Raw genomic sequence first — 18,132 nt, forward strand, 5'->3', positions numbered from 1 at the left:
TGATTCATGGGCGGACCTGGAGGTCCGCGCTCCCCCGATTCGAGGAGTACGAATGACAGAAGATTTCAGGACACGGGCCCGGCTGGTCCCGAAAGGAAACCGCTACGAGGACTTCGAGCCCGGCCGCGTGTTCAGGCACCACTGGGGCCGCACCGTCACCGAATCGGAAAGCACGCTCTTCTCGACCCTGACGCTGCACTTCAACCCGCACTACTTCAACGCCGAGTACGCCCGCGCGCACGGCCATCCCGGCATCGTGATCAACCCGCTGCTGGTCTTCACCACCGTCTTCGGCCTCACGGTCGAGGACCTCAGCGAGGGCGGCGGGCCCTTCCTCGGCGTCAACGAGCTCAGCTACCAGCAGCCGGTCTATCCCGGCGATTCGCTGCGCGCGGAATCGGAGGTGCTGGACCGGCGCACGTCGGAGTCCCACAAGGGCTTCGGGATCGTCACCTGGCACACCAGGGGCTTCAACCAGCGCGAGGAGCTCGTCATCGACTTCAAGCGCACCAACCTCGTCCGTCTCAGGAACGCGTAAGCCATGCCGTACATCACCGAAGAGCGCCGCATGATCCAGGAGCAGGCGCGCGAGTTCACCCTCAACGAGGTCCTGCCCGTCGCCAACAAGCTCGATCCCGAGAAGGGCGACATCCCGATGGACCTGCGGGACAAGATGGCCGAGCTCGGCTACTTCGGCATCCTGATCCCCGAGAAGTACGGCGGCCTGGGCCTCGGCTGCTTCGAGTACTGCCTCGTGACCGAGGAACTGTCGCGCGGCTGGATGAGCGTCGCTTCCCTGATCGCCCGCGGCAACCTGCTGATCGGCGCGCAGGAGATGAGCGAGGAGCAGCGCGCCCGCTACCTGCCGCGCATGGCCAGCGGCTCGTTCCTCGGCGCCTTTTCCATGTCCGAGCCCAATGCCGGCTCCGACGTCGCCAACATCTCCTGCCGGGCGAAGAAGGACGGCTCGGGCTACACGATCAGCGGCAACAAGTACTGGTGCACCTTCGCCGACGGCGCCGACTTCTTGATCATCATCGCCCGCACGTCGGATGCCCCGCCGGGCAAGCGGCACCTCGGCCTGTCGATGTTCTTCGTCGAGAAGAAGCGCGGCACGCTGCCCAAGGGCATCAGCGGCGCGCCGATCCCCAAGATCGGCTACTTCGGCTGGAAGACCTACGAGCTGGCGTTCGACAATTTCCGCGTCGACGCCGCCGACATGATCGGGGAGGAAGGCAAGGCCTTCTACTACGCCACCTCGGGCCTCGAGACGGCGCGCGCCCACACCGCGGCCCGCGCCATCGGGCTGGCGCAGGGCGCGCTGGACGATTCGATCCAGTACGCCAACGACCGCCGGCAGTTCGACCGGCCGATCGCCGACTTCCAGGCGATCCGCTTCAAGATCGCCGAGATGGCGACCCAGATCGAGGCGGCCCGCCAGCTCAACTACTTCGTCTGCGAGCAGATCGACACCGGCCAGCGCTGCGACAAGGAGGCCTCGATGGTCAAGCTGTTCGCCTCCGAGATGGCCGAGCGGGTGTGCAGCGAGGGGCTGCAGATCCACGGCGGCGCCGGCTACACGACGCTGCACGCGGTGGAGCGCCACTGGCGCGACGCGCGGCTGACCAAGATCTTCGAGGGCACCTCGGAGATCCAGAAGCGCATCATCTCCGACCGCCTGCTCGGCCGCGGGAGGAACTGATGAAGGTTTCCGCCCTCACCGGCCGCACCAACTACTTCGAGGACTTCAAGGTCGGCGACGTGATGAAGCACGCGCGCGGCAAGACCGTGGAGCCCATGGAGCAGGTCTGGATCACCAACGTGACCATGAACACCGCCGAGGCGCACTTCAACGAGCACCTCACCCAGTCGACACCCTACGGCCGGCGGCTGGGCTTCGGCGGCGTCACCATCTCGATGTGCATCGGCCTCGCCGCCGAGGACACGGCCGAGAATGCGCTCAGCGAGCTCGGCATGGACAAGATCCGGCTCAAGGGCCCGCTGCATCACGGCGACACGCTCTACTGCTACAGCGAGGTGCTGGAGACGCGCGACGGCGGGCAGCCCGACGCCGGCATCGTGCGCTTCAAGCACTACGGCGTGAACCAGGACGACAAGCACATCTTCGAGGGCGAGCGCACCGTGCTGATCAAGCGGCGCAGCCACTGGGGGGAGAAGTGACCTCCTGCTCTCGTTCCTCTCCCCTAGCGGGGAAGAGGAGGAAGAGAAGCGTAGATGAGTGACGTCCTCGGCGCCCTCGAGGGCGTGCGCATCGTCGATCTCACCCAGATGCTGGCCGGGCCGTTCTGCACCATGCTGCTGGCCGACCAGGGGGCCGAGGTCATCAAGGTCGAGCCGCTGGACGGCGACCATACGCGCATCGTCGGCCCCTACCATGCCGAGGACCGGCTGAAGGCGTTCGGCGGCTACTTCGCCTCGGTCAACCGCAACAAGAAGTCGATCGCCATCGACCTCAAGCGGCCCGAGGGCCGCGCGCTGGTGCTGCGGCTCTGCGCCGACGCCGACGCCGTGGTCGAGAACTATCGCGGCGGCGTCATGGACCGGCTGGGCCTCGGCTACGAGATGCTGCACGAGCGCTTCCCGCGGCTGGTCTACGCCACGATCCGCGGTTTCGGCGACTGGCGCACCGGCCGCAGCCCCTACACCGACTGGCCGGCCTACGACGTCGTGGCCCAGGCCTTCGGCGGCGTCATGGCCATCACCGGACCGGACGCCACGACGCCGATGAAGGTCGGCCCCGGCATCGGCGACCTGATGCCGGCCACGATGTGCGCCGTCGGCATCGTCAGCGCCATCCTGCGCGCCCACAAGACCGGCAAGGGCCAGTTCGTCGACGTCGGCATGGTCGACGCCATCCTGTCGATGTGCGAGCGCATCGTGCACCAGCACGCCTATACAGGCGGCGTGCCGGTGCCGGAGGGCAACCACCACCCCCTGCTCTGCCCCTTCGGCATGTTCCCGGCCAAGGACGGCCACGTCACCATCGCCGCCCACGCCGATGCCCACTTCCCGATCCTCTGCCGGCTGATCGGCCGGCCCGACATGGCGACCGACCCGCGCCTGTCCAACGTGCAGGACCGGCGGGCCCACCAGGACGAGATCATCGCCGCGGTGTCCGACTTCACCAGCCGGCGCACCAAGCAGGAGCTGCTGGCCCATCTCGGCGGTCAGGTGCCGTTCGCACCGGTCAACGACGTGCGCGACGTCTTCGCCAATCCTCACTTCGCCGCCCGCGACATGGTCGTGTCGGTGCCCCATCCGGGCCTCGACGGCGAGATGAAGGTGGCCGGCGTCGCCATCAAGATGAGCGACACGCCCGGCCGCGTGCGCCATCGCGCCCCCTTGCTGGGCGAGCACACCGACCATTATCTGACTGGCCTCGGCCTCGGCGGCGCGGAAATTGCGCGCCTCAGGGCCGAAAAGATCGTTGCCTGAGGGAGAATTCGACATGACCGACCGTCCGCGCCGCGCTCGCCGCGTCCAGCTTTCCACGCCGGGATCGAGCGAGAAGATGATGCAGAAGGCCTCGGAGTCGAAGGCCGACCACGTCTTCCTCGACCTCGAGGATGCCGTCGCCCCCAGCCAGAAGCGCGAGGCCCGCAAGAAGATCGTCGAGGCGCTGAAGACGCTGAACTGGAAGGGCAAGACGCGCTGCGTGCGCATCAACGACCTCACCACGGAGTATGCCTTCGAGGACATCATCGAGGTGGTCGAGGGCGCCGGCGAGCACCTCGACACGATCATGATGACCAAGGTGCTGACGCCGGCCGACATCCTGTTCGCCGACAAGCTGCTGCACCAGCTCGAGAAGAAGCTGAAGCTCAAGAACCGCATCGGCCTCGAGGCCCTGATCGAGGAGGTCGAGGGCATGCAGAACGTCGACGCCATCGCCAAGAGCACGCCGCGGCTGGAATGCCTGGTGTTCGGCATGGGCGACTTCTCCGCCTCGATGGGCGTCACCAACAAGAACGTCGGCGAGACCGACGGCTATCCCGGCGACGTCTGGCACTATGCCCGCTTCCGCCTGGTCATGGCCTGCCGCGCCGCCGGCATCGACCCGGTGGACGGGCCCTTCGCCGACTTCAAGAACCCCGAGGCCTATCGCGAGGAATGCCGCCGCTCGATGATCCTGGGCTGCGTCGGCAAGTGGGCCATCCATCCCTCGCAGATCGAGCACGCGCTCGAGATCTACTCGCCCAAGCCCGACGACATCGCCCGCGCCCGCAAGCTCGAAAAGGCCTATGCCGAGGCCGAGGCCAAGGGCATGGGCGCCATAAACGTCGACGGCATCATGGTCGACGTTGCCTCAATTCGAATCCTGCGCAACACTATCCTCAACAAGGCGGACCTCTACGGCATGTAGCCACCGTCGATCGCAATCGGGGACTCGCCGTCCCCTCCTGGGAGGAAACAAGGATGCAAAGAAGGACCCTGCTGGGCGGCGTCGCCGCCTCCGTGCTCGCGGCACCCGCGCTGGTGCGCGCCGCCGACCCGCTGAAGATGCGCCTGTCGCTTGACACGTCGGCGACGCATACGCGCACCCTGCAGATGACCCAGTTCGCGAAGGAGCTCGAGAAGGTCGCCAGCGGCAAGATCGTCGTCGAGGTCTTCCACTCGGCCCAGCTCTTCCGCGACCGCGACGTCGGAAAGGCGCTGCGCCAGGGCGGCGCCGAGATGGGCGTTCCCGGCCCCTGGAACCTGACGGGCATCGAGGCCAATCTCGACATCACCCAGACGCCCGCGTTCTACGGCCGCTCGGCCGCCGAGGTCTACAAGGTGATCGACGGCGACGTCGGCAAGACGCTGAACGCGATGCTGGGCAAGAAACTCGGCATCCACGTCCTCGGCAAGTGGCTCGACCTCGGCGCCTCGCACACCTTCTCGACGGCCAAGCCGCTCAACGGGCCGGACGACCTCAAGGGCCTCAAGATCCGCACGTCCGGCGGCGCCGGCCAGATGGTGCGCGTGAAGTTCTTCGACGCCGTGCCGAACTACACGGCGTGGCCCGACGTCCCGCTGGCGCTGAGCCAGGGCACCTTCGACGCCCTGTTCACGACCAACGAGAGCGTCAAGTCGGCCAAGCTCTGGGAATCCGGCGTGAAGTACGGCCTGCAGGACCAGCAGTTCTTCGCCCAGTACATCCCCATGGTGAGCGAGTCCTTCTGGAAGAAATTGGGCCCGGACCTGCAGAAGATCGTGACCGACATGTGGGCCTCCAAGATCGACGGCTGGCGCAAGGACATGGCCGAGAGCCAGGCCGAGGCGGTCAACATCATGCGCAAGGCCGGCATCACCATCGTGGTGCCCGAGCCGGCCGTGCTCGAAGCCACGCGCAAGAAGCTGATGACGACGGACGATGCCGTCATCAAGGAGCTCAAGCTCGATCCCGCGCTGGTCGCCAAGGCCAACGCGGCGCTCGGCGTCGGCACCGGCAAGAGCTGACGGGTCCATCCGGGGCGCCCGCAACCGGGCGCCCCTTCCGATTCCGAGGGGACCTCGTGACGTTCGGGACACGCATCCTCGAGGTTTGGGACACGCTCGAGCGCTGGCTGATCGGCCTGCTCGGCGCTGTCGGCCTCGTCGTCTACCTCACCCAGATCGTCGGCCGCTACATCACGACGGAGATCGACTTCTCCGCCGGCGAGGAGCTGACGATCTACATCATCATCTGGGCGGCCCTGCTGACCGGCAGCCTGCTCGTGCGCGAGGACGGCCATGTCCGCGCCGACCTGCTGCTGCGCATGATGCGGCCGGAGCGCCAGCGCTGGTTCGAGATCGCGAACTGCGGCATCGCCGTCGGCTTCTGCCTGGCGCTGGCCTGGTACGGCTACCTCGTCGCCGCCGATTCCTACGACCTCGGCGAGCGCAGCAACACCGCGCTCGGCTTCCCGCTGTGGGTCTACTATTCGGCCCTGCCCTTCTCGGCCGCGCTGATGGCGATCCGCTACGCCAGGCGGCTGTGGCAGTTCTGCTTCGCCTTCGATCCGTCCACCATGGAAGTCCATTCGGGCCGCGAATAGCCATGACCAAACTGTTCGCCGCCATCTTCTTCATCCTGCTCGGCATGGGCCTGCCGATCTGGCTGGTGCTGGGCGTCTCGGCCGGCACCATGTTCGCGATCGACGGCCGGCCGCTGGTCGGCATCGCCCAGAAGATGCTGGACGAGCTCAACTCGACCACGCTGCTGGCGGTGCCGTTCTTCGTCATGGCCGCGTCCTTCATGCAGCGCGGCGGCATCGCCAAGGCGCTGGTCGACGTGGCCGCCGCCTGGGTCGGCAACGTGCGCGGCGGCCTGGGCGTGGTCTGCGTCGCGGCCTGCGCCATGTTCGCCGCAATCTGCGGCTCCAGCGTCGCGACGGCGCTCGCCATGGGCACGATCCTGATCCCGGCCATGATCGAGCGGAAGTACGACCGGCCGTTCGCGCTCGGCGTGACCGCCGCCTCCGGCACGCTCGGCATCCTGATCCCGCCCAGCCTGCCGCTGATCCTCTACGCCATCATCGCCGACGAATCGGTGCCGCGCCTGTTCCTGGCCGGCGTCGTGCCCGGCGTGATGCAGGCCTCGCTCTTCGTCGCCTACGTCCTGTGGTACGGCCGCCGCAAGAACCTGGCGCGCGAGCCGCGCCGCTCGCCCGAGGAGTTCCGCCGCGTCAACATCGACGCCATCCCGGCCCTGTCGATGCCGGTCATCATCGCCGTCGGCATCTACGGCGGCTGGGTGACGACGACCGAGACGGCGGCGCTGGCGGCCTTCGTCGCGCTGCTGATCAGCCTGTTCTACTACAAGGGCTTCAAGCCGTCGGAAACGCTGGCCGTGATCGGCGAATCGATCAAGAACGCCGGCACCATCATGATCATCATCGCGACGGCGCTGGCCTTCGGCCACTGGATCACCGAATCGGGCATCCCGGCGGCGTTGGTGCAGTTCATCCGCGACAATGGCTTCACGACCTGGCAGTTCCTGCTCACGATCAATGTCATGCTGATCATCCTCGGCATGTTCCTCGAGGTCGCCTCGATCCTGCTGATCGCCATGCCGATCCTGATCCCGGTCCTGAAGCCGCTCGACGTCGATCCGGTCCATTTCGCGATCCTGGTGACGGTCAACATGGAGCTGGCGCTGATCACCGCGCCGGTCGGGCTGAACCTCTACGTGCTCGCCACCGTGTCGAAGACGCCGCTCTCGACGGTCATCCGGGGCGTCAACCCGTTCCTGCTCCTGATGCTCGCGCTGCTGGCGGTCGTCACCTACGTCCCCGAGGTCAGCCTGTGGCTGCCGCGCCTTGTCTACGGCTGAGGCGGCACCCGGCCTGAGAACGGCGCTGGTCCCGATCGGGGCCATGCTCGGCACCCAGATCACGATCTCGCTGGCCGTCCTGTCGCTCAGCGTGCTGATGCCGGCGGTGGCTCGCGATCTCGCGATCAGCCCCAAGCTGGTCGGCGCCTTCACCGCCATCACCTATGCTGTCGCCTCGGCAGTCGCGCTCACCAGCGCCGGCGTCATCGCCCGGCTGGGCGCCGTGCGCGCCTGCCAGCTCGCCATGCTGGCCGCCGCCGCCGGCCTGGCGCTGAACGCCGGGGCCGCCCTGTGGGCCACGATCGGCGCCGTGATCCTGATCGGCTTCGCCCAGGGGCCGATCAACCCCGCCTCGGCCCATATCCTCAGCCAGCGCGTGCCGCGCGCCTGGTTCAGCATGGTCTTCTCGGTCAAGCAGACCGGCGTGCCGCTGGGCTTCGCCGCCGCCGGGATCGTGCTCCCCCTGCTGCTGGGCTGGATCGGCTGGCGCGGCGCCTCGCTGGCGGGCGCCGTGTTCCTGCTGGCCGGCACGGTGGCGCTCGGCCTGCTGCGGTCGCGGCTCGACGCCGCCATGGCGCCGCCCGGCCCGTCGCCGGGCATCTGGCGATCGGTGCGCTTCGTGCTCGGCCACCGCGAGCTGCGGGTGCTGGGCTGGTCGGCCCTGGTCTATGTCATCGCCCAGCACAGCTTCACGTTCTTCCTGGTGACGTACCTCTACGAGCACTGCCACCTCACCATCGCCCAGGCCGGGTTCCTGCTGTTCCTGTCGCAGATGGGCGGCACCGCCCAGCGCCTGGTGCTGGGCGCGATCGGCGATCGCATGCCGCGGCTGCCGCTGCTGGGCTGGACCGGCATCGGCATCGCCGCCGGCGCCGCCGCCACGGCGGCCATCGCGCCGACCACACCGTACTGGCTGGTCGGCCTCATCGTGTTCGCCTACGGCACGGTGGTGATCAGCTGGAACGGCGTGTCGATCGCCGAGTTCGCCCATCTCGCCCCGCCCGGCCAGGTGGCGGCCGTCGCCGCCGTGCAGACGGCGCTCGCCTTTTCCGGCGCCGTGGTCGGGCCACCGACGTTCGGCCTGATCGCCTCGCTGGCCGGCTACCCCGCGGCGTTCCTCGTCGTCGCCGTCCTGGTGACGGCCGCCGCGATCTGGCAGATCGTCACGGCCCGGAACAACCGGCCGGAGCCGATGGCGGCCGGCTGACCGGCCCGGCGGACACGCGGGCGGCGAGGATGACGCCGCACAGCACGGTCAGGCGGCGACCGGCTCGACGACCGCCGCCGTGCCGTAGGCCACGATCTCGCTCATCATCTCGCCGATCTCGGAGGAGTCGAAGCGCATCATCAGGACCGCGTTGGCACCCATTGCCGTGGCATTGGCCACCATGCGGTCGGTGGCGTGCCGGCGCGCCTCCTCGAGCAACTGCGTATACTCATGGATCTCGCCGCCCACGATCGAGCGCAGGCTGGCAACGATGTTCCCGCCGATGCCGCGGCTGCGCACGACCACGCCGAAGACCTGGCCGAGGGTGGTTACGGTCCGGTGCCCTGCGATGCTCTCGGTCGTCACGATGATCATGCGCTCTCCTCTCACGGCGATGTCCGGCCTTCAGCCTACGCGCGCGCCCTGGCGGATGGTAGAATCCGCCCGCGCCGTCGGCATTGCGATTCGCCGGCCGATGCCAATATCGGTCGTTGCCCCGGAAGCCCTCCAGGAGGACGCCATGATCAAGGGTCTGCACCACAACGCCTACCGCTGTCGCGACTCGGAGGAGACGCGGAAGTTCTACGAGGACTTCCTCGGCCTGCCGCTGGTCAACGCCTTCAGGATCGAGACCACCCAGACCGGCCGCAAGACCGGCGCCGGCGTGCTGCACTCCTTCTTCCAGCTCGACGACGGCTCCTGCCTCGCCTTCTTCGAGGCGCCGGACATGCCCTTCGAGTTCAAGGACCAGCATGACTTCGACCTGCACATCGCCCTGGAGGTCGAGCCCGAGGTGCTGGAGCGGATGTTCGCCAAGGGCAAGGCGGAGGGCCGCGAGGTGCGCGGCGTGTCGGACCACAAGTTCATCCGATCGATCTACTTCCGCGATCCCAACGGCTACGTGATCGAGCTGGCCGCCAAGGTGCCCGGCACCGAACGCGACATGGACCCGACGCAGAACCGCGCGCGCGAGATCCTGAACGGCTGGCAGGCCGGCAAGAAGCGCCAGCCCGCCGCCGCCTGACCGCGCGCCGCGTCAGCCCAGACGCCGGCGGTAGAGCGCGATCAGCCGTTCCCAGTGCCGCTCGGCGGCCGCCTTGTCGTAGCACCAGCGCTGCGGGAAAGCGAAGCCGTGATGGACGCCGGGATGGATCTCGAGCTCGCCCGGATTGCCCGACTTGTCGAACAGCGCCTTCAGCTCCTGCACCATGTCGGGCGGCGCCAGGTCGTCGTGCTCGGCGCAGGAGATGTAGAGCTCGCCGCGCGCCTTCGCGAGGGTGAGATGGGGGCTCTCGACCGCGTCGCTCACCAGCCAGGTGCCGTAGAACGACGCCGCGGCGGCGATGCGGTCGGGATAGCGGGCCGCCGCCGCGAGCGCATAGGGACCGCTCATGCAGTAGCCATGGACGCCGACCGGCCCGGTCTTCGACTCCGGCTGGGCATCGGCATAGGCGATCAGTGCCGCCACGTCGTCCATGACCGGCGGGATCGTCATTTTCGTGCGAACCTCGCGCATGCGGGCATGCTCGGCACTGCCGTGCTTCAGCACGTCCGGCCCGTACTTGGTGTCCCGGCCGGCGCGATAGTAGAGATTGGGCAGCAGCACGTAGTAGCCGACGGTCGCCAGCCGCCGGGCCATGTCGTGGAGCTCCTCGCGGATTCCCGGCGCATCCATCAGAAAAAGGACCGGCGGACAGGGCCCGCCGCGTTCCGGATGGCAAACGAATGTTTCGATGGCGCCGTCCCTGGTCGCCACATCCACGGTCTTTTCGATCATCCCCGCCCGCTCCCCTTCTTGTTCCCGAGGCCGGCACCTTGCTAGGCTCGCCCCAACAACAAGTCCATGGGAGTGAAACGATGAAGCGTATGTTCTGCGTCGCGGCTCTGGCGGCCGCGGCGTCCGTGTCGCCTGCCGCCGCTCAACAGGCGACCGACGACACCGTCAAGATCGGCGTGCTCACCGACATGTCGAGCCTGTATTCCGACATCAACGGCCCGGGAGCCGTCATCGCCGTCCAGATGGCCATCGAGGATTTCGGCGGCACGGCGCTCGGCAAGAAGGTCGAGATGGTCCAGGCCGATGTCCAGAACAAGGCCGACGTCGCCGCCACCATCGCCGGCCGCTGGTACGACACCGAGAAGGTCGACGTGATCCTGGGCTCGGGCGCCTCCTCCTCCTCGATCGCGACCTCGCGCGTGGCCAACGACAAGAAGCGGATCTACATCGCGCCCGACCCGGCCTCGTCGGACATCACCGGCAAGCTCTGCAACCCCTATACGGTGCATTGGGTCTACGACACGTTCGCCCTCGCCAAGGGCACGGGCTCGGCGGTCGTCAAGGCCGGCGGCGACAGCTGGTTCTTCCTGACGGCGGACTACGCCTTCGGCTATGCGCTGCAGCGCGACGTGGCCAACATCGTGACCAAGTCCGGGGGCAAGGTGCTGGGCGAGGTCCGCCATCCGCTCAACACCAACGACTTCTCCTCCTTCCTGCTGCAGGCGCAGGCGTCCAAGGCCAAGGTCATCGGCCTGGCCAATGCCGGCGGCGACACGATCAACTCGATCAAGCAGGCCGCCGAGTTCGGCATCGTCAAGGGCGGCCAGAAGCTCGCCGGCCTGCTGGTGTTCGTCTCCGACGTGCACTCGCTCGGCCTCGAGCGCGCCCAGGGCCTCAACCTCACCGAGGCGTTCTACTGGGACCTGAACGACAAGACCCGCGCCTTCGCCAAGCGCTTCGCCGCGCGTCACAACGGCAAGATGCCGACCAGCGTGCAGGCCGGCTTCTACTCCGGGGCGCTGCAGTACCTGAACGCCGTCAAGGCGGCGGGAACCGACAATGCCGACGCGGTGATGGCGAAGCTGAAGGAGATCAAGTGGGACGACCCGGTCTTCGGCCAGAGCTACATCCGCGCCGACGGCCGCAAGATGCACGACATGTACCTGTTCGAGGTCAAGAAGCCCTCCGAGTCCAAGGGACCGTGGGACTACTACAAGCTGATCTCCAAGATGTCGGCCGAGGAGGCATTCCGCCCCCTCGACCAGGGCGAGTGCCCGATGGTCAAGAAGAACTGAGTCCAGGAGACAGACATGGCCGACCAGTCGCACGTCTTCGTCGGGGTCGCGGGCTACTTCGGCAAGCCCGACCACAAGGGAAAGGTGGGCGTGTTCCGCCGGCCCGCCGCGGGCGGCGACTGGCAGCACGTGCTGGGCACCGTCCAGGCCTACACCGTGTTCGTCCATCCGACGGAGCCGGAGACGGTGTTCGCCGGCACCAACGACGGCGTGTGGCGCAGCACCGACCGGGGCGCCACCTTCCGGCGCACCGGCTTCCCCGATGCCGGCAAGGAAGTCTGGTGCTTCCTGGTCGACAGCCGCGACCCCCGGCGCATCTTCGCCGGGGCCTCGCCGATCGACGTCTATCGGAGCGACGACGGCGGCGCCAACTGGCGCAAGCTGCCGACGCCCAAGGTCGGCGAGCACTGCAAGGGGCCCTTCGCCTCGCGCGTCATGCGCTTCGCCCAGAACCCCAACAAGCCCGACGAGATCTACGCCGCGCTGGAGATCAACGGCGTGATGCGCAGCACCGACGGCGGCGAGAGCTGGGAGGATTGCAGCGCCGGGCTGATCAAGCTCGCCGAGTTGCCGCACCTCAGGAGCAAGATCGTGAGCGACACGACCGCCGAGGGCATGCTCGACGGCCACGCGGTGACGATCAACGCCGCCGATCCCGATGCCGCCATCGTGGCCCTGCGCATGGGCCTGTTCCGCACCGTCGACGGCGGGCGGAGCTGGCAGGACATGGAAGTCGGGCGCTTCTCGCCCACGACCTACGGCCGCGACGTCAAGGCCTCGCCGACCGAGCCCAACACGCTCTACGCCGCGCTCTCCGTCGCCGCCGCCAGTCACGACGGCGGCCTCTACAGGAGCGCCGACGGCGGCAGGAGCTGGCAGCGCTTCGACAAGGTCCAGGTGCACGGCACGATCATGTCGATCGGCCTGCACCAGACCGATCCCGACCAGGTCTATATCGGCGCACGCTACGACGGCGAGGTCTTCGGCACGCAGGATGCCGGCAAGACCTGGCAGGCGATGCCGCTGCCCGGCGAGGTCCAGCACATCTACTCGGTGGCTTGCGGCTGACCGCCCAGTCGCCGTAAAGGTCCCTCGGGCTTCGCCCTCGGGATGACATCATCCATTGTCATCCCGAGCGAAGCGAGGGACCTTTGTCATGCGCAAGCTCACGTCTACCCGTCGAACCGTCCTGAAGTCGGGCGCCGCGCTCGCGGGCGCCACGCTGGCCGGCGGCGGTGCCGCGCTGGCCCAGGCGCCCGCCATCACCGGCGGCAGCGAATCGCGGTTCCCCTCAGCCGATGCGCCGGGCTCGACCGACGGCGGCTACAACATCCTGTTCATCCTGACCGACCAGGAGCAGTACATGGGCTACGAATGGCCCATGCCCCTGCCCGGCCGCGAGCGGCTGCGCCGGACCGGCACCTTCTTCGAGAACCATCACATCGCCGCCGACATGTGCTCGGCATCGCGGGCGGTCATCTACACGGGGCTTCACCAGCCGCACAACGGCATCTTCGACAATGCCGGCGTCCCCTACATGAAGAGCCTGAACGCCAAGCTCCCGACCGTCGGCAAGGTGCTGCGCAAGATCGGCTACTACCCGGCCTACAAGGGCAAGTTCCATCTCAACACCGCGATGGCGATGGAGAACCATCCCAACGACATCAAGGCGCTGTTCGAATCGGTGATGGATCGCGACTACGGCTTCTTCGACTACACCGGGTCTGGCGACTTCATCGACGGCGCGCGCGGCGGCTACGAGTACGACGAGCTGACGTCGGCCCAGGCGATGCAGTGGCTGAAGGCGAAGGGCCGGTCGATGGCCGACCGGCGCCAGCCTTGGTACCTCGCCGTCAACTTCGTGAACCCGCACGACATCATGTGGTTCAACACCGACGACAAGGGCCATCCGGTGCAGGCCAAGGACGCCCTCCTCGCGATCGACTATGCGCCGGACGACACGATCTACAGGAAGGAGTGGAACGAGGTCCCGCTGCAGTCGACGCTGCACCAGTCGCTCGACGCGCCGGGCCGTCCCCAGGCGCACCGCCTGTATCACGCCGCCAACGGCTACCTCACCGGCCTGATCCCCGACAGCGACGCGCGGATGCGCAAGCACCAGAACTACTATTTCAATGCCATCCGCGACGTCGACCGCCAGATCGTCGGGCTGCTCGACCAGCTCGACCGGCTCGGCCTGACCGAGAACACCATCATCGTCTTCACCGCCGACCACGGCGAGCTGCTGGGCTCCCACGGCGGCCTCGTGTCCAAGGGCACCACCGCCTACCGCCAGCAGAACCACGTCCCCCTGCTGGTCGTGCACCCCGGCATCCCCGGCGGGCGGCGCTGCCGCGAGCTCACCTCGCATCTCGACCTGCTGCCGACCATCGTCGGCATGACCGGCAAGTCGACGACGCCGGTCGCCGACGTCATGACGCGCATGAAGGGCCGCGACCTCACCCCTCTGCTGCGCCAGCCCGACAATCCGCAGTTCAGCGACGCCCGCGGCGGCGTGCTGTTCTGCTACAGCCAGCTCATGGTGCACGATCCCGGCTTCACGAAGTTCTTCTACGAGACGGTGCACAACAAGTCGGTGCCGCAACGCGACAAGCTCAGCACGATCGAGTCGTTTCCCATCGACTGGGCGCTGCGGGTGGCGATCCGCTCGATCACCGACGGGCGCTATCGCTTCACGCGCTACTTCCCGTTCCGTGGCTACAACACGCCCCGGACGCTGGACGAGCTCAAGGCCAAGAACGACCTCGAGCTCTACGACCTCAAGGACGATCCCGACGAGGTCGTGAACCTCGCCTACGACTTCGACCGCAACCGCGAGCTGATCGCGACCATGAACACCAAGATGAATGCCCTCATCGCCGCCGAGATCGGCGTCGACGACGGCAGCTTCCTGCCGTTCAAGGACTTCGTCGACTGGGGCAAGGCCGGTCCGGCCAGCATCAACATCTGATCAAGGCATCGCGAGATGGGCTGGAAGCAGCCGATCTCGTCCCGCTCTACCGCAGCGCGGTCGCCTCGTCGGCACGGGTGCTGCCGCCGAACAGGCGGCTGATCAGCGCGTCGACCTTGCTCTCGCGCCCCGTGTCGATGCGTACCGTCGCGGTCATGCCGGCGCGCAGCGGCGGCTCGCCGGCATGGGGGAACAGGCGCAGCTTGACCGGCAGCCGCTGCACGACCTTGACCCAGTTGCCCGAGGCGTTCTGCGGCGGCAGGACGGCGAACTCCGCGCCGGTGGCCGGGCTCACGCTCTCCACCACCGCCTCCCAGGTCGCATCCGGGTAGGTGTCGGCCACGACCGTCGCCTTCTGGCCGACCCGCACGTGGGTGAGCTCCGTCTCCTTGAAGTTGGCCTCGACCCAGGGCCGGCTCACGACCACCACGGCGAACAGCGGCGTCGCCGCCTTCACCTGCTCGCCCTGCTGCACGCGCATGTTCACGACCACGCCGTCGACCGGCGACCGGATGGAGGTGCGCGCGAGGTCGAGCGCGGCCCGCTCGCGCGCCGCCGTCTTGTCGCGCACCAGGTGATGCTCCTCGGCCGGCAGCTTGGGATCGCCGTTGAGCGCCGTCAGCACGCGTCGCAGCTTCTCGCGCACCGTGGCGACATGGTCGGCGGCGGCGCGCGCCTCGTTCTGCGCCTCCTCGCGCTTGGCGACCGACGCGATGCCCTTGGAGGCGAGTTCCTCCTGGCGCTGGAACTGGCGCTGGAAGTAGTCGGCGCGCGCCTCCGCGTCGGCCAGCTCGCTCACCGTCTCGCGCCAGACGCCGCGCAGCGTCTCGACCTGGCTGCGCGCGGCGTCGAGCTCGGCCTCGGCGCTGTCGAGCGCGAGCTTGAAGGGGCGCGATTCGATGGTCATCAGCGTCTCGCCCGCCCGCACCTCCTGATGGTCGCGCACCAGGACGCGACGCACCTGGCCCGACACTTCCGGGGCGATCTGAACGATGTGCGCCTTCACGTAGGCGTTCTCGGTGCTGACGTAGCGGCCGCCCGAGAACCACCAGAAGGCGCCGCCGAGGGCGGCCAGCGCCGGCAGGACGACGAGCAGCACGAGCCGAAGCCCGGCCTGGCCGCGACGGCTCACGGCGCGCTCCCCGCCAGCGACTGCAGCCGGCCCTTGACCCTGGCCGTCAGGGACGTGAACTGGACCCGCTCGGTGGCCGACAGGGGCGACAGCGCGTCGTCGACCGTGGCTTCGGCGATCGCCCACATCGCGGCGTGCACCTTGCGCGCCTCCGCGGTGAGATGGAGGCGATTGATGCGCCGGTCGCCGCCGTCGGGACGGCGCTCGACCCAGCCGTTCTTCTCCATGCGGTCGATCATGCGACCGGCGCTGGCGCGGTCAATCTCGAGCATGTCGGCGAGTTCGGTCTGGCTGGCGCCGGGCCGGCGATAGAGCCGCGTCAGGACCAGCCACTGGGCGCGGGTCAGCCCGATGTCGCGCACGCGCCGGTCGAACACCGTCCGGATCAGTCGCGCGACGTCGGAGAGCATGTAGCCGATGTAGCCGTCGTCTTCCGGCCCGGAGAGGCGCTGGTCCATGATTGTTGCATAGGCTACATTAGCCTCGGCTATGACTTCAAGCGCCGCCACCGCCGACGTCGCGCCTCCCGATGCCGCCGAAGCCTTCTCGGTCGGCCGGCGCGTGCTGATCCTGATCATGGTGGTGCTGGGATCGACCCTCTACGCCACGACCCTGCTGATCGCCTCCACCCTGCTGCCCCAGATGCAGGGCACGATGTCGGCCACCCAGGACGAGATCGCCTGGACCATGACGTTCAACATCCTGGCCACGGCGGTCATGACTCCGATGACGGGCTGGCTGGCGGGGCGCTTCGGCCGGCGCCAGACGATGACCTGGTCGGTCCTGCTGTTCACGGCGACCACCTTCATGTGCGGCGCCGCGACCTCGCTCGAGACGCTGATCCTGTGGCGCGTGCTGCAGGGCGCGCTCGGCGCGCCGGTGATCCCGCTCTCCCAGACGATCCTGCTCGACGCCTTTCCCAAGCGCCAGCAGGGCCTGGTGACGTCGATCTTCGGCATGGCCGTCGTCATCGGTCCGGTGATCGGGCCGACCCTGGGCGGCCTCCTGTCGGAACTCTACACGTGGCGCTGGGCCTTCTACATGATCGTGCCGGTGGGCGTGATCTCCTTCATCGGCCTGCGCTTCACCCTGCCCCACGACCGCCCGACCGGACGGGTCGCGCTCGACTGGACGGGCTTCCTGTCCCTCGCCGTCGCCATCGCCGGGGTCCAGCTCGTCCTGTCGCGCGGGCAGCGGCTCGACTGGTTCGACTCGGGCGAGATCGTCGTCGAGGCGGCGATCGCCGCCATCGCCTTCTGGATCTTCCTCGCCCACAGCCTGACGACGCCGCGGCCGTTCCTCAACCTCCGGCTTCTCAGGGATCGCAACTACGCACTCGGCCTCATCCTGGTGCTGATCTACGGCATGCTGAACTTCACGCCCATGGTCCTGCTGCCGCCGTTGCTGCAGCAGCATGCCGGCTTCCCGGATTCGCTGATCGGAGAGATCATCGCCGCCCGCGGCGTCGGCGCCACGATCGGCTTCTTTCTCGCGATCTTCGTCGGCAGGATGGATCCGCGCATCGGCATCGGCGGCGGCTTTGTGCTGCAGGCCGTGTCGGGCATATGGCTGATGTCGCTCGACCTGAACGTCGGCACGGCCACGCTGATGGCCAACAGCCTGGTCCAGGGCATCGCCATCGGCGTCATCTGGGTGCCGCTGACGCTCGCCACCTTCGCCACCACCAGCTCGGCCAACCTCGCCGAGGGGACGGCCGTCTACCACCTGCTGCGCAACATAGGCTCGAGCTTCTTCATCTCGATCTGCGTCGCCGAGGTCGTGCGCGCGACCAGCGCCAACTACAGCCGGCTGGTCGAGCTGGTGAACCCCTTCAACCGGTCGCTGCTGATGCCCTGGGTGACGGGCGCCTGGGACCCGGAGACGGTGACGGGGCTTGCCAAGCTGTCCAAGGAGATCGCGCGCCAGTCGGCGATGCTGGGCTACATCAACGCCTTCGGGCTCTACACGCTCGCCTCGGCGCTGGCAGTGCCGCTGGCCCTCCTGGTCGGCAGCCGCTCGCGGGCGCGCTGACTGGCGTCAGGGCTGCGCCGGCAGCTCCTTGAGCGCCTTCTCGGCGACCGGGGTCATCTCCTTGCAGAAGGCCACCTTGTCCTTCTCGACCTCGTCCTCCATCTTCGCATAGGCCTTGTCGAGCTTGCGGTCGGCGATATCGAGCTTCTTCTCGGCCCATTCGATCCAGTAGTCGAGCCGGTTCTCCTGCTCCTTGGTCAGGTCGAGGTCGCAGGCGTCGATGGCGATGGAGACGATGTACAGGCCGAGCAGCATCTCCTCGGCTTCCTTCCGGGTCTGCGCCGAGGCAGGCGACAGCAAGGCCGGCAGCATCCCGAGGCCAACGACAGACGGCAACCAGCGACGCATGAATGTCTCCCCGGCGGCCCCCCGCCGCGGCTGCCACTGTATCACGGGGCGAC

The 18,132-nt window shown here is 68.0% G+C and carries 19 protein-coding genes; 14 read left to right on the top strand and 5 right to left on the bottom strand.

Going from position 1 to position 18,132, the window contains the following annotated elements:
- Positions 1 to 52 precede the first annotated feature (52 nt).
- The 9 genes from ACO073_RS16965 to ACO073_RS17005 are packed head-to-tail and all read left to right on the top strand — an operon-like array spanning position 53 to position 8,525.
- On the top strand, positions 53 to 538 hold the full coding sequence (locus ACO073_RS16965; protein WP_421998858.1) for a MaoC family dehydratase: 486 nt from the start codon (positions 53 to 55) through the stop codon (positions 536 to 538).
- Between the two features lie 3 nt (positions 539 to 541).
- Positions 542 to 1,702, top strand: a complete 1,161-nt coding sequence (locus ACO073_RS16970; protein ID WP_421998859.1) for an acyl-CoA dehydrogenase family protein — start codon at positions 542 to 544, stop codon at positions 1,700 to 1,702.
- A complete protein-coding gene (locus ACO073_RS16975; RefSeq protein WP_421998860.1) occupies positions 1,702 to 2,181 on the top strand; it encodes a MaoC family dehydratase in 480 nt (159 codons plus the stop codon). The genes ACO073_RS16970 and ACO073_RS16975 overlap by 1 nt, the downstream gene beginning before the upstream one ends.
- Before the next feature lie 54 nt (positions 2,182 to 2,235).
- Positions 2,236 to 3,456, top strand: a complete 1,221-nt coding sequence (locus ACO073_RS16980) for a CaiB/BaiF CoA transferase family protein (RefSeq protein WP_421998861.1) — start codon at positions 2,236 to 2,238, stop codon at positions 3,454 to 3,456.
- A 13-nt stretch (positions 3,457 to 3,469) separates the two neighbouring features.
- Positions 3,470 to 4,384, top strand: a complete 915-nt coding sequence (locus ACO073_RS16985) for an HpcH/HpaI aldolase/citrate lyase family protein (RefSeq protein ID WP_421998862.1) — start codon at positions 3,470 to 3,472, stop codon at positions 4,382 to 4,384.
- 53 nt (positions 4,385 to 4,437) lie between these two features.
- Complete coding sequence (gene dctP / locus ACO073_RS16990) at positions 4,438 to 5,463, top strand: TRAP transporter substrate-binding protein DctP (protein WP_421998863.1); 1,026 nt, start codon at positions 4,438 to 4,440, stop codon at positions 5,461 to 5,463.
- 56 nt (positions 5,464 to 5,519) lie between these two features.
- On the top strand, positions 5,520 to 6,041 hold the full coding sequence (locus ACO073_RS16995; RefSeq protein WP_421998864.1) for a TRAP transporter small permease: 522 nt from the start codon (positions 5,520 to 5,522) through the stop codon (positions 6,039 to 6,041).
- Between the two features lie 2 nt (positions 6,042 to 6,043).
- On the top strand, positions 6,044 to 7,318 hold the full coding sequence (locus ACO073_RS17000) for a TRAP transporter large permease (RefSeq protein ID WP_421998865.1): 1,275 nt from the start codon (positions 6,044 to 6,046) through the stop codon (positions 7,316 to 7,318).
- Positions 7,319 to 7,361: 43 nt separating this feature from the next.
- Positions 7,362 to 8,525 carry an MFS transporter gene (locus ACO073_RS17005; RefSeq protein WP_421998866.1) on the top strand — a complete coding sequence of 388 codons (1,164 nt, stop codon included), beginning with the start codon at positions 7,362 to 7,364 and terminating at the stop codon, positions 8,523 to 8,525.
- Between the two features lie 48 nt (positions 8,526 to 8,573).
- Here ACO073_RS17005 and ACO073_RS17010 read toward each other — a convergent pair whose 3' ends face one another.
- Positions 8,574 to 8,900, bottom strand: coding sequence for a heavy metal-binding domain-containing protein (locus ACO073_RS17010; protein WP_421998867.1), 327 nt, complete (start codon positions 8,898 to 8,900; stop codon positions 8,574 to 8,576).
- A gap of 145 nt (positions 8,901 to 9,045) precedes the next feature.
- On the opposite strand from ACO073_RS17010, the gene ACO073_RS17015 reads away from it, so the two are divergent.
- The gene (locus ACO073_RS17015) at positions 9,046 to 9,549 is read left to right on the top strand and encodes a VOC family protein (RefSeq protein WP_421998868.1); all 504 of its coding nucleotides are present in this window, start codon (positions 9,046 to 9,048) and stop codon (positions 9,547 to 9,549) included.
- A gap of 12 nt (positions 9,550 to 9,561) precedes the next feature.
- Here ACO073_RS17015 and ACO073_RS17020 read toward each other — a convergent pair whose 3' ends face one another.
- Entirely contained in the window at positions 9,562 to 10,302 is a 741-nt protein-coding gene (locus tag ACO073_RS17020) for a dienelactone hydrolase family protein (RefSeq protein ID WP_421998869.1), read from the bottom strand.
- Positions 10,303 to 10,382: 80 nt separating this feature from the next.
- Here ACO073_RS17020 and ACO073_RS17025 point away from each other — a divergent pair, with 80 nt between their 5' ends.
- The 3 genes from ACO073_RS17025 (at position 10,383) to ACO073_RS17035 (ending at position 14,568) form a co-directional block, all read left to right on the top strand.
- Positions 10,383 to 11,597, top strand: a complete 1,215-nt coding sequence (locus ACO073_RS17025) for an ABC transporter substrate-binding protein (RefSeq protein ID WP_421998870.1) — start codon at positions 10,383 to 10,385, stop codon at positions 11,595 to 11,597.
- Between the two features lie 15 nt (positions 11,598 to 11,612).
- On the top strand, positions 11,613 to 12,665 hold the full coding sequence (locus ACO073_RS17030) for a VPS10 domain-containing protein (RefSeq protein WP_421998871.1): 1,053 nt from the start codon (positions 11,613 to 11,615) through the stop codon (positions 12,663 to 12,665).
- An 88-nt stretch (positions 12,666 to 12,753) separates the two neighbouring features.
- On the top strand, positions 12,754 to 14,568 hold the full coding sequence (locus ACO073_RS17035; protein ID WP_421998872.1) for a sulfatase-like hydrolase/transferase: 1,815 nt from the start codon (positions 12,754 to 12,756) through the stop codon (positions 14,566 to 14,568).
- Between the two features lie 46 nt (positions 14,569 to 14,614).
- On the opposite strand, the gene ACO073_RS17040 is transcribed toward ACO073_RS17035, so the two are convergent.
- Positions 14,615 to 15,700 (bottom strand): HlyD family secretion protein, encoded by a 1,086-nt coding sequence (locus ACO073_RS17040; RefSeq protein WP_421998873.1) that lies wholly within the window; start codon positions 15,698 to 15,700, stop codon positions 14,615 to 14,617.
- Positions 15,697 to 16,158, bottom strand: a complete 462-nt coding sequence (locus ACO073_RS17045; protein ID WP_421998874.1) for a MarR family winged helix-turn-helix transcriptional regulator — start codon at positions 16,156 to 16,158, stop codon at positions 15,697 to 15,699. The genes ACO073_RS17040 and ACO073_RS17045 overlap by 4 nt, the downstream gene beginning before the upstream one ends.
- A 31-nt stretch (positions 16,159 to 16,189) precedes the next feature.
- Between ACO073_RS17045 and ACO073_RS17050 the strand changes: the two genes are divergently transcribed.
- Positions 16,190 to 17,731 carry a DHA2 family efflux MFS transporter permease subunit gene (locus ACO073_RS17050; RefSeq protein ID WP_421998875.1) on the top strand — a complete coding sequence of 514 codons (1,542 nt, stop codon included), beginning with the start codon at positions 16,190 to 16,192 and terminating at the stop codon, positions 17,729 to 17,731.
- Between the two features lie 6 nt (positions 17,732 to 17,737).
- Here ACO073_RS17050 and ACO073_RS17055 read toward each other — a convergent pair whose 3' ends face one another.
- A complete protein-coding gene (locus tag ACO073_RS17055) occupies positions 17,738 to 18,079 on the bottom strand; it encodes a hypothetical protein (RefSeq protein ID WP_421998876.1) in 342 nt (113 codons plus the stop codon).
- Between the last annotated feature and the right edge of the window lie 53 nt (positions 18,080 to 18,132).

Source organism: Reyranella sp. (assembly GCF_965229815.1).
Classification (GTDB): Bacteria; Pseudomonadota; Alphaproteobacteria; order Reyranellales; family Reyranellaceae; genus Reyranella.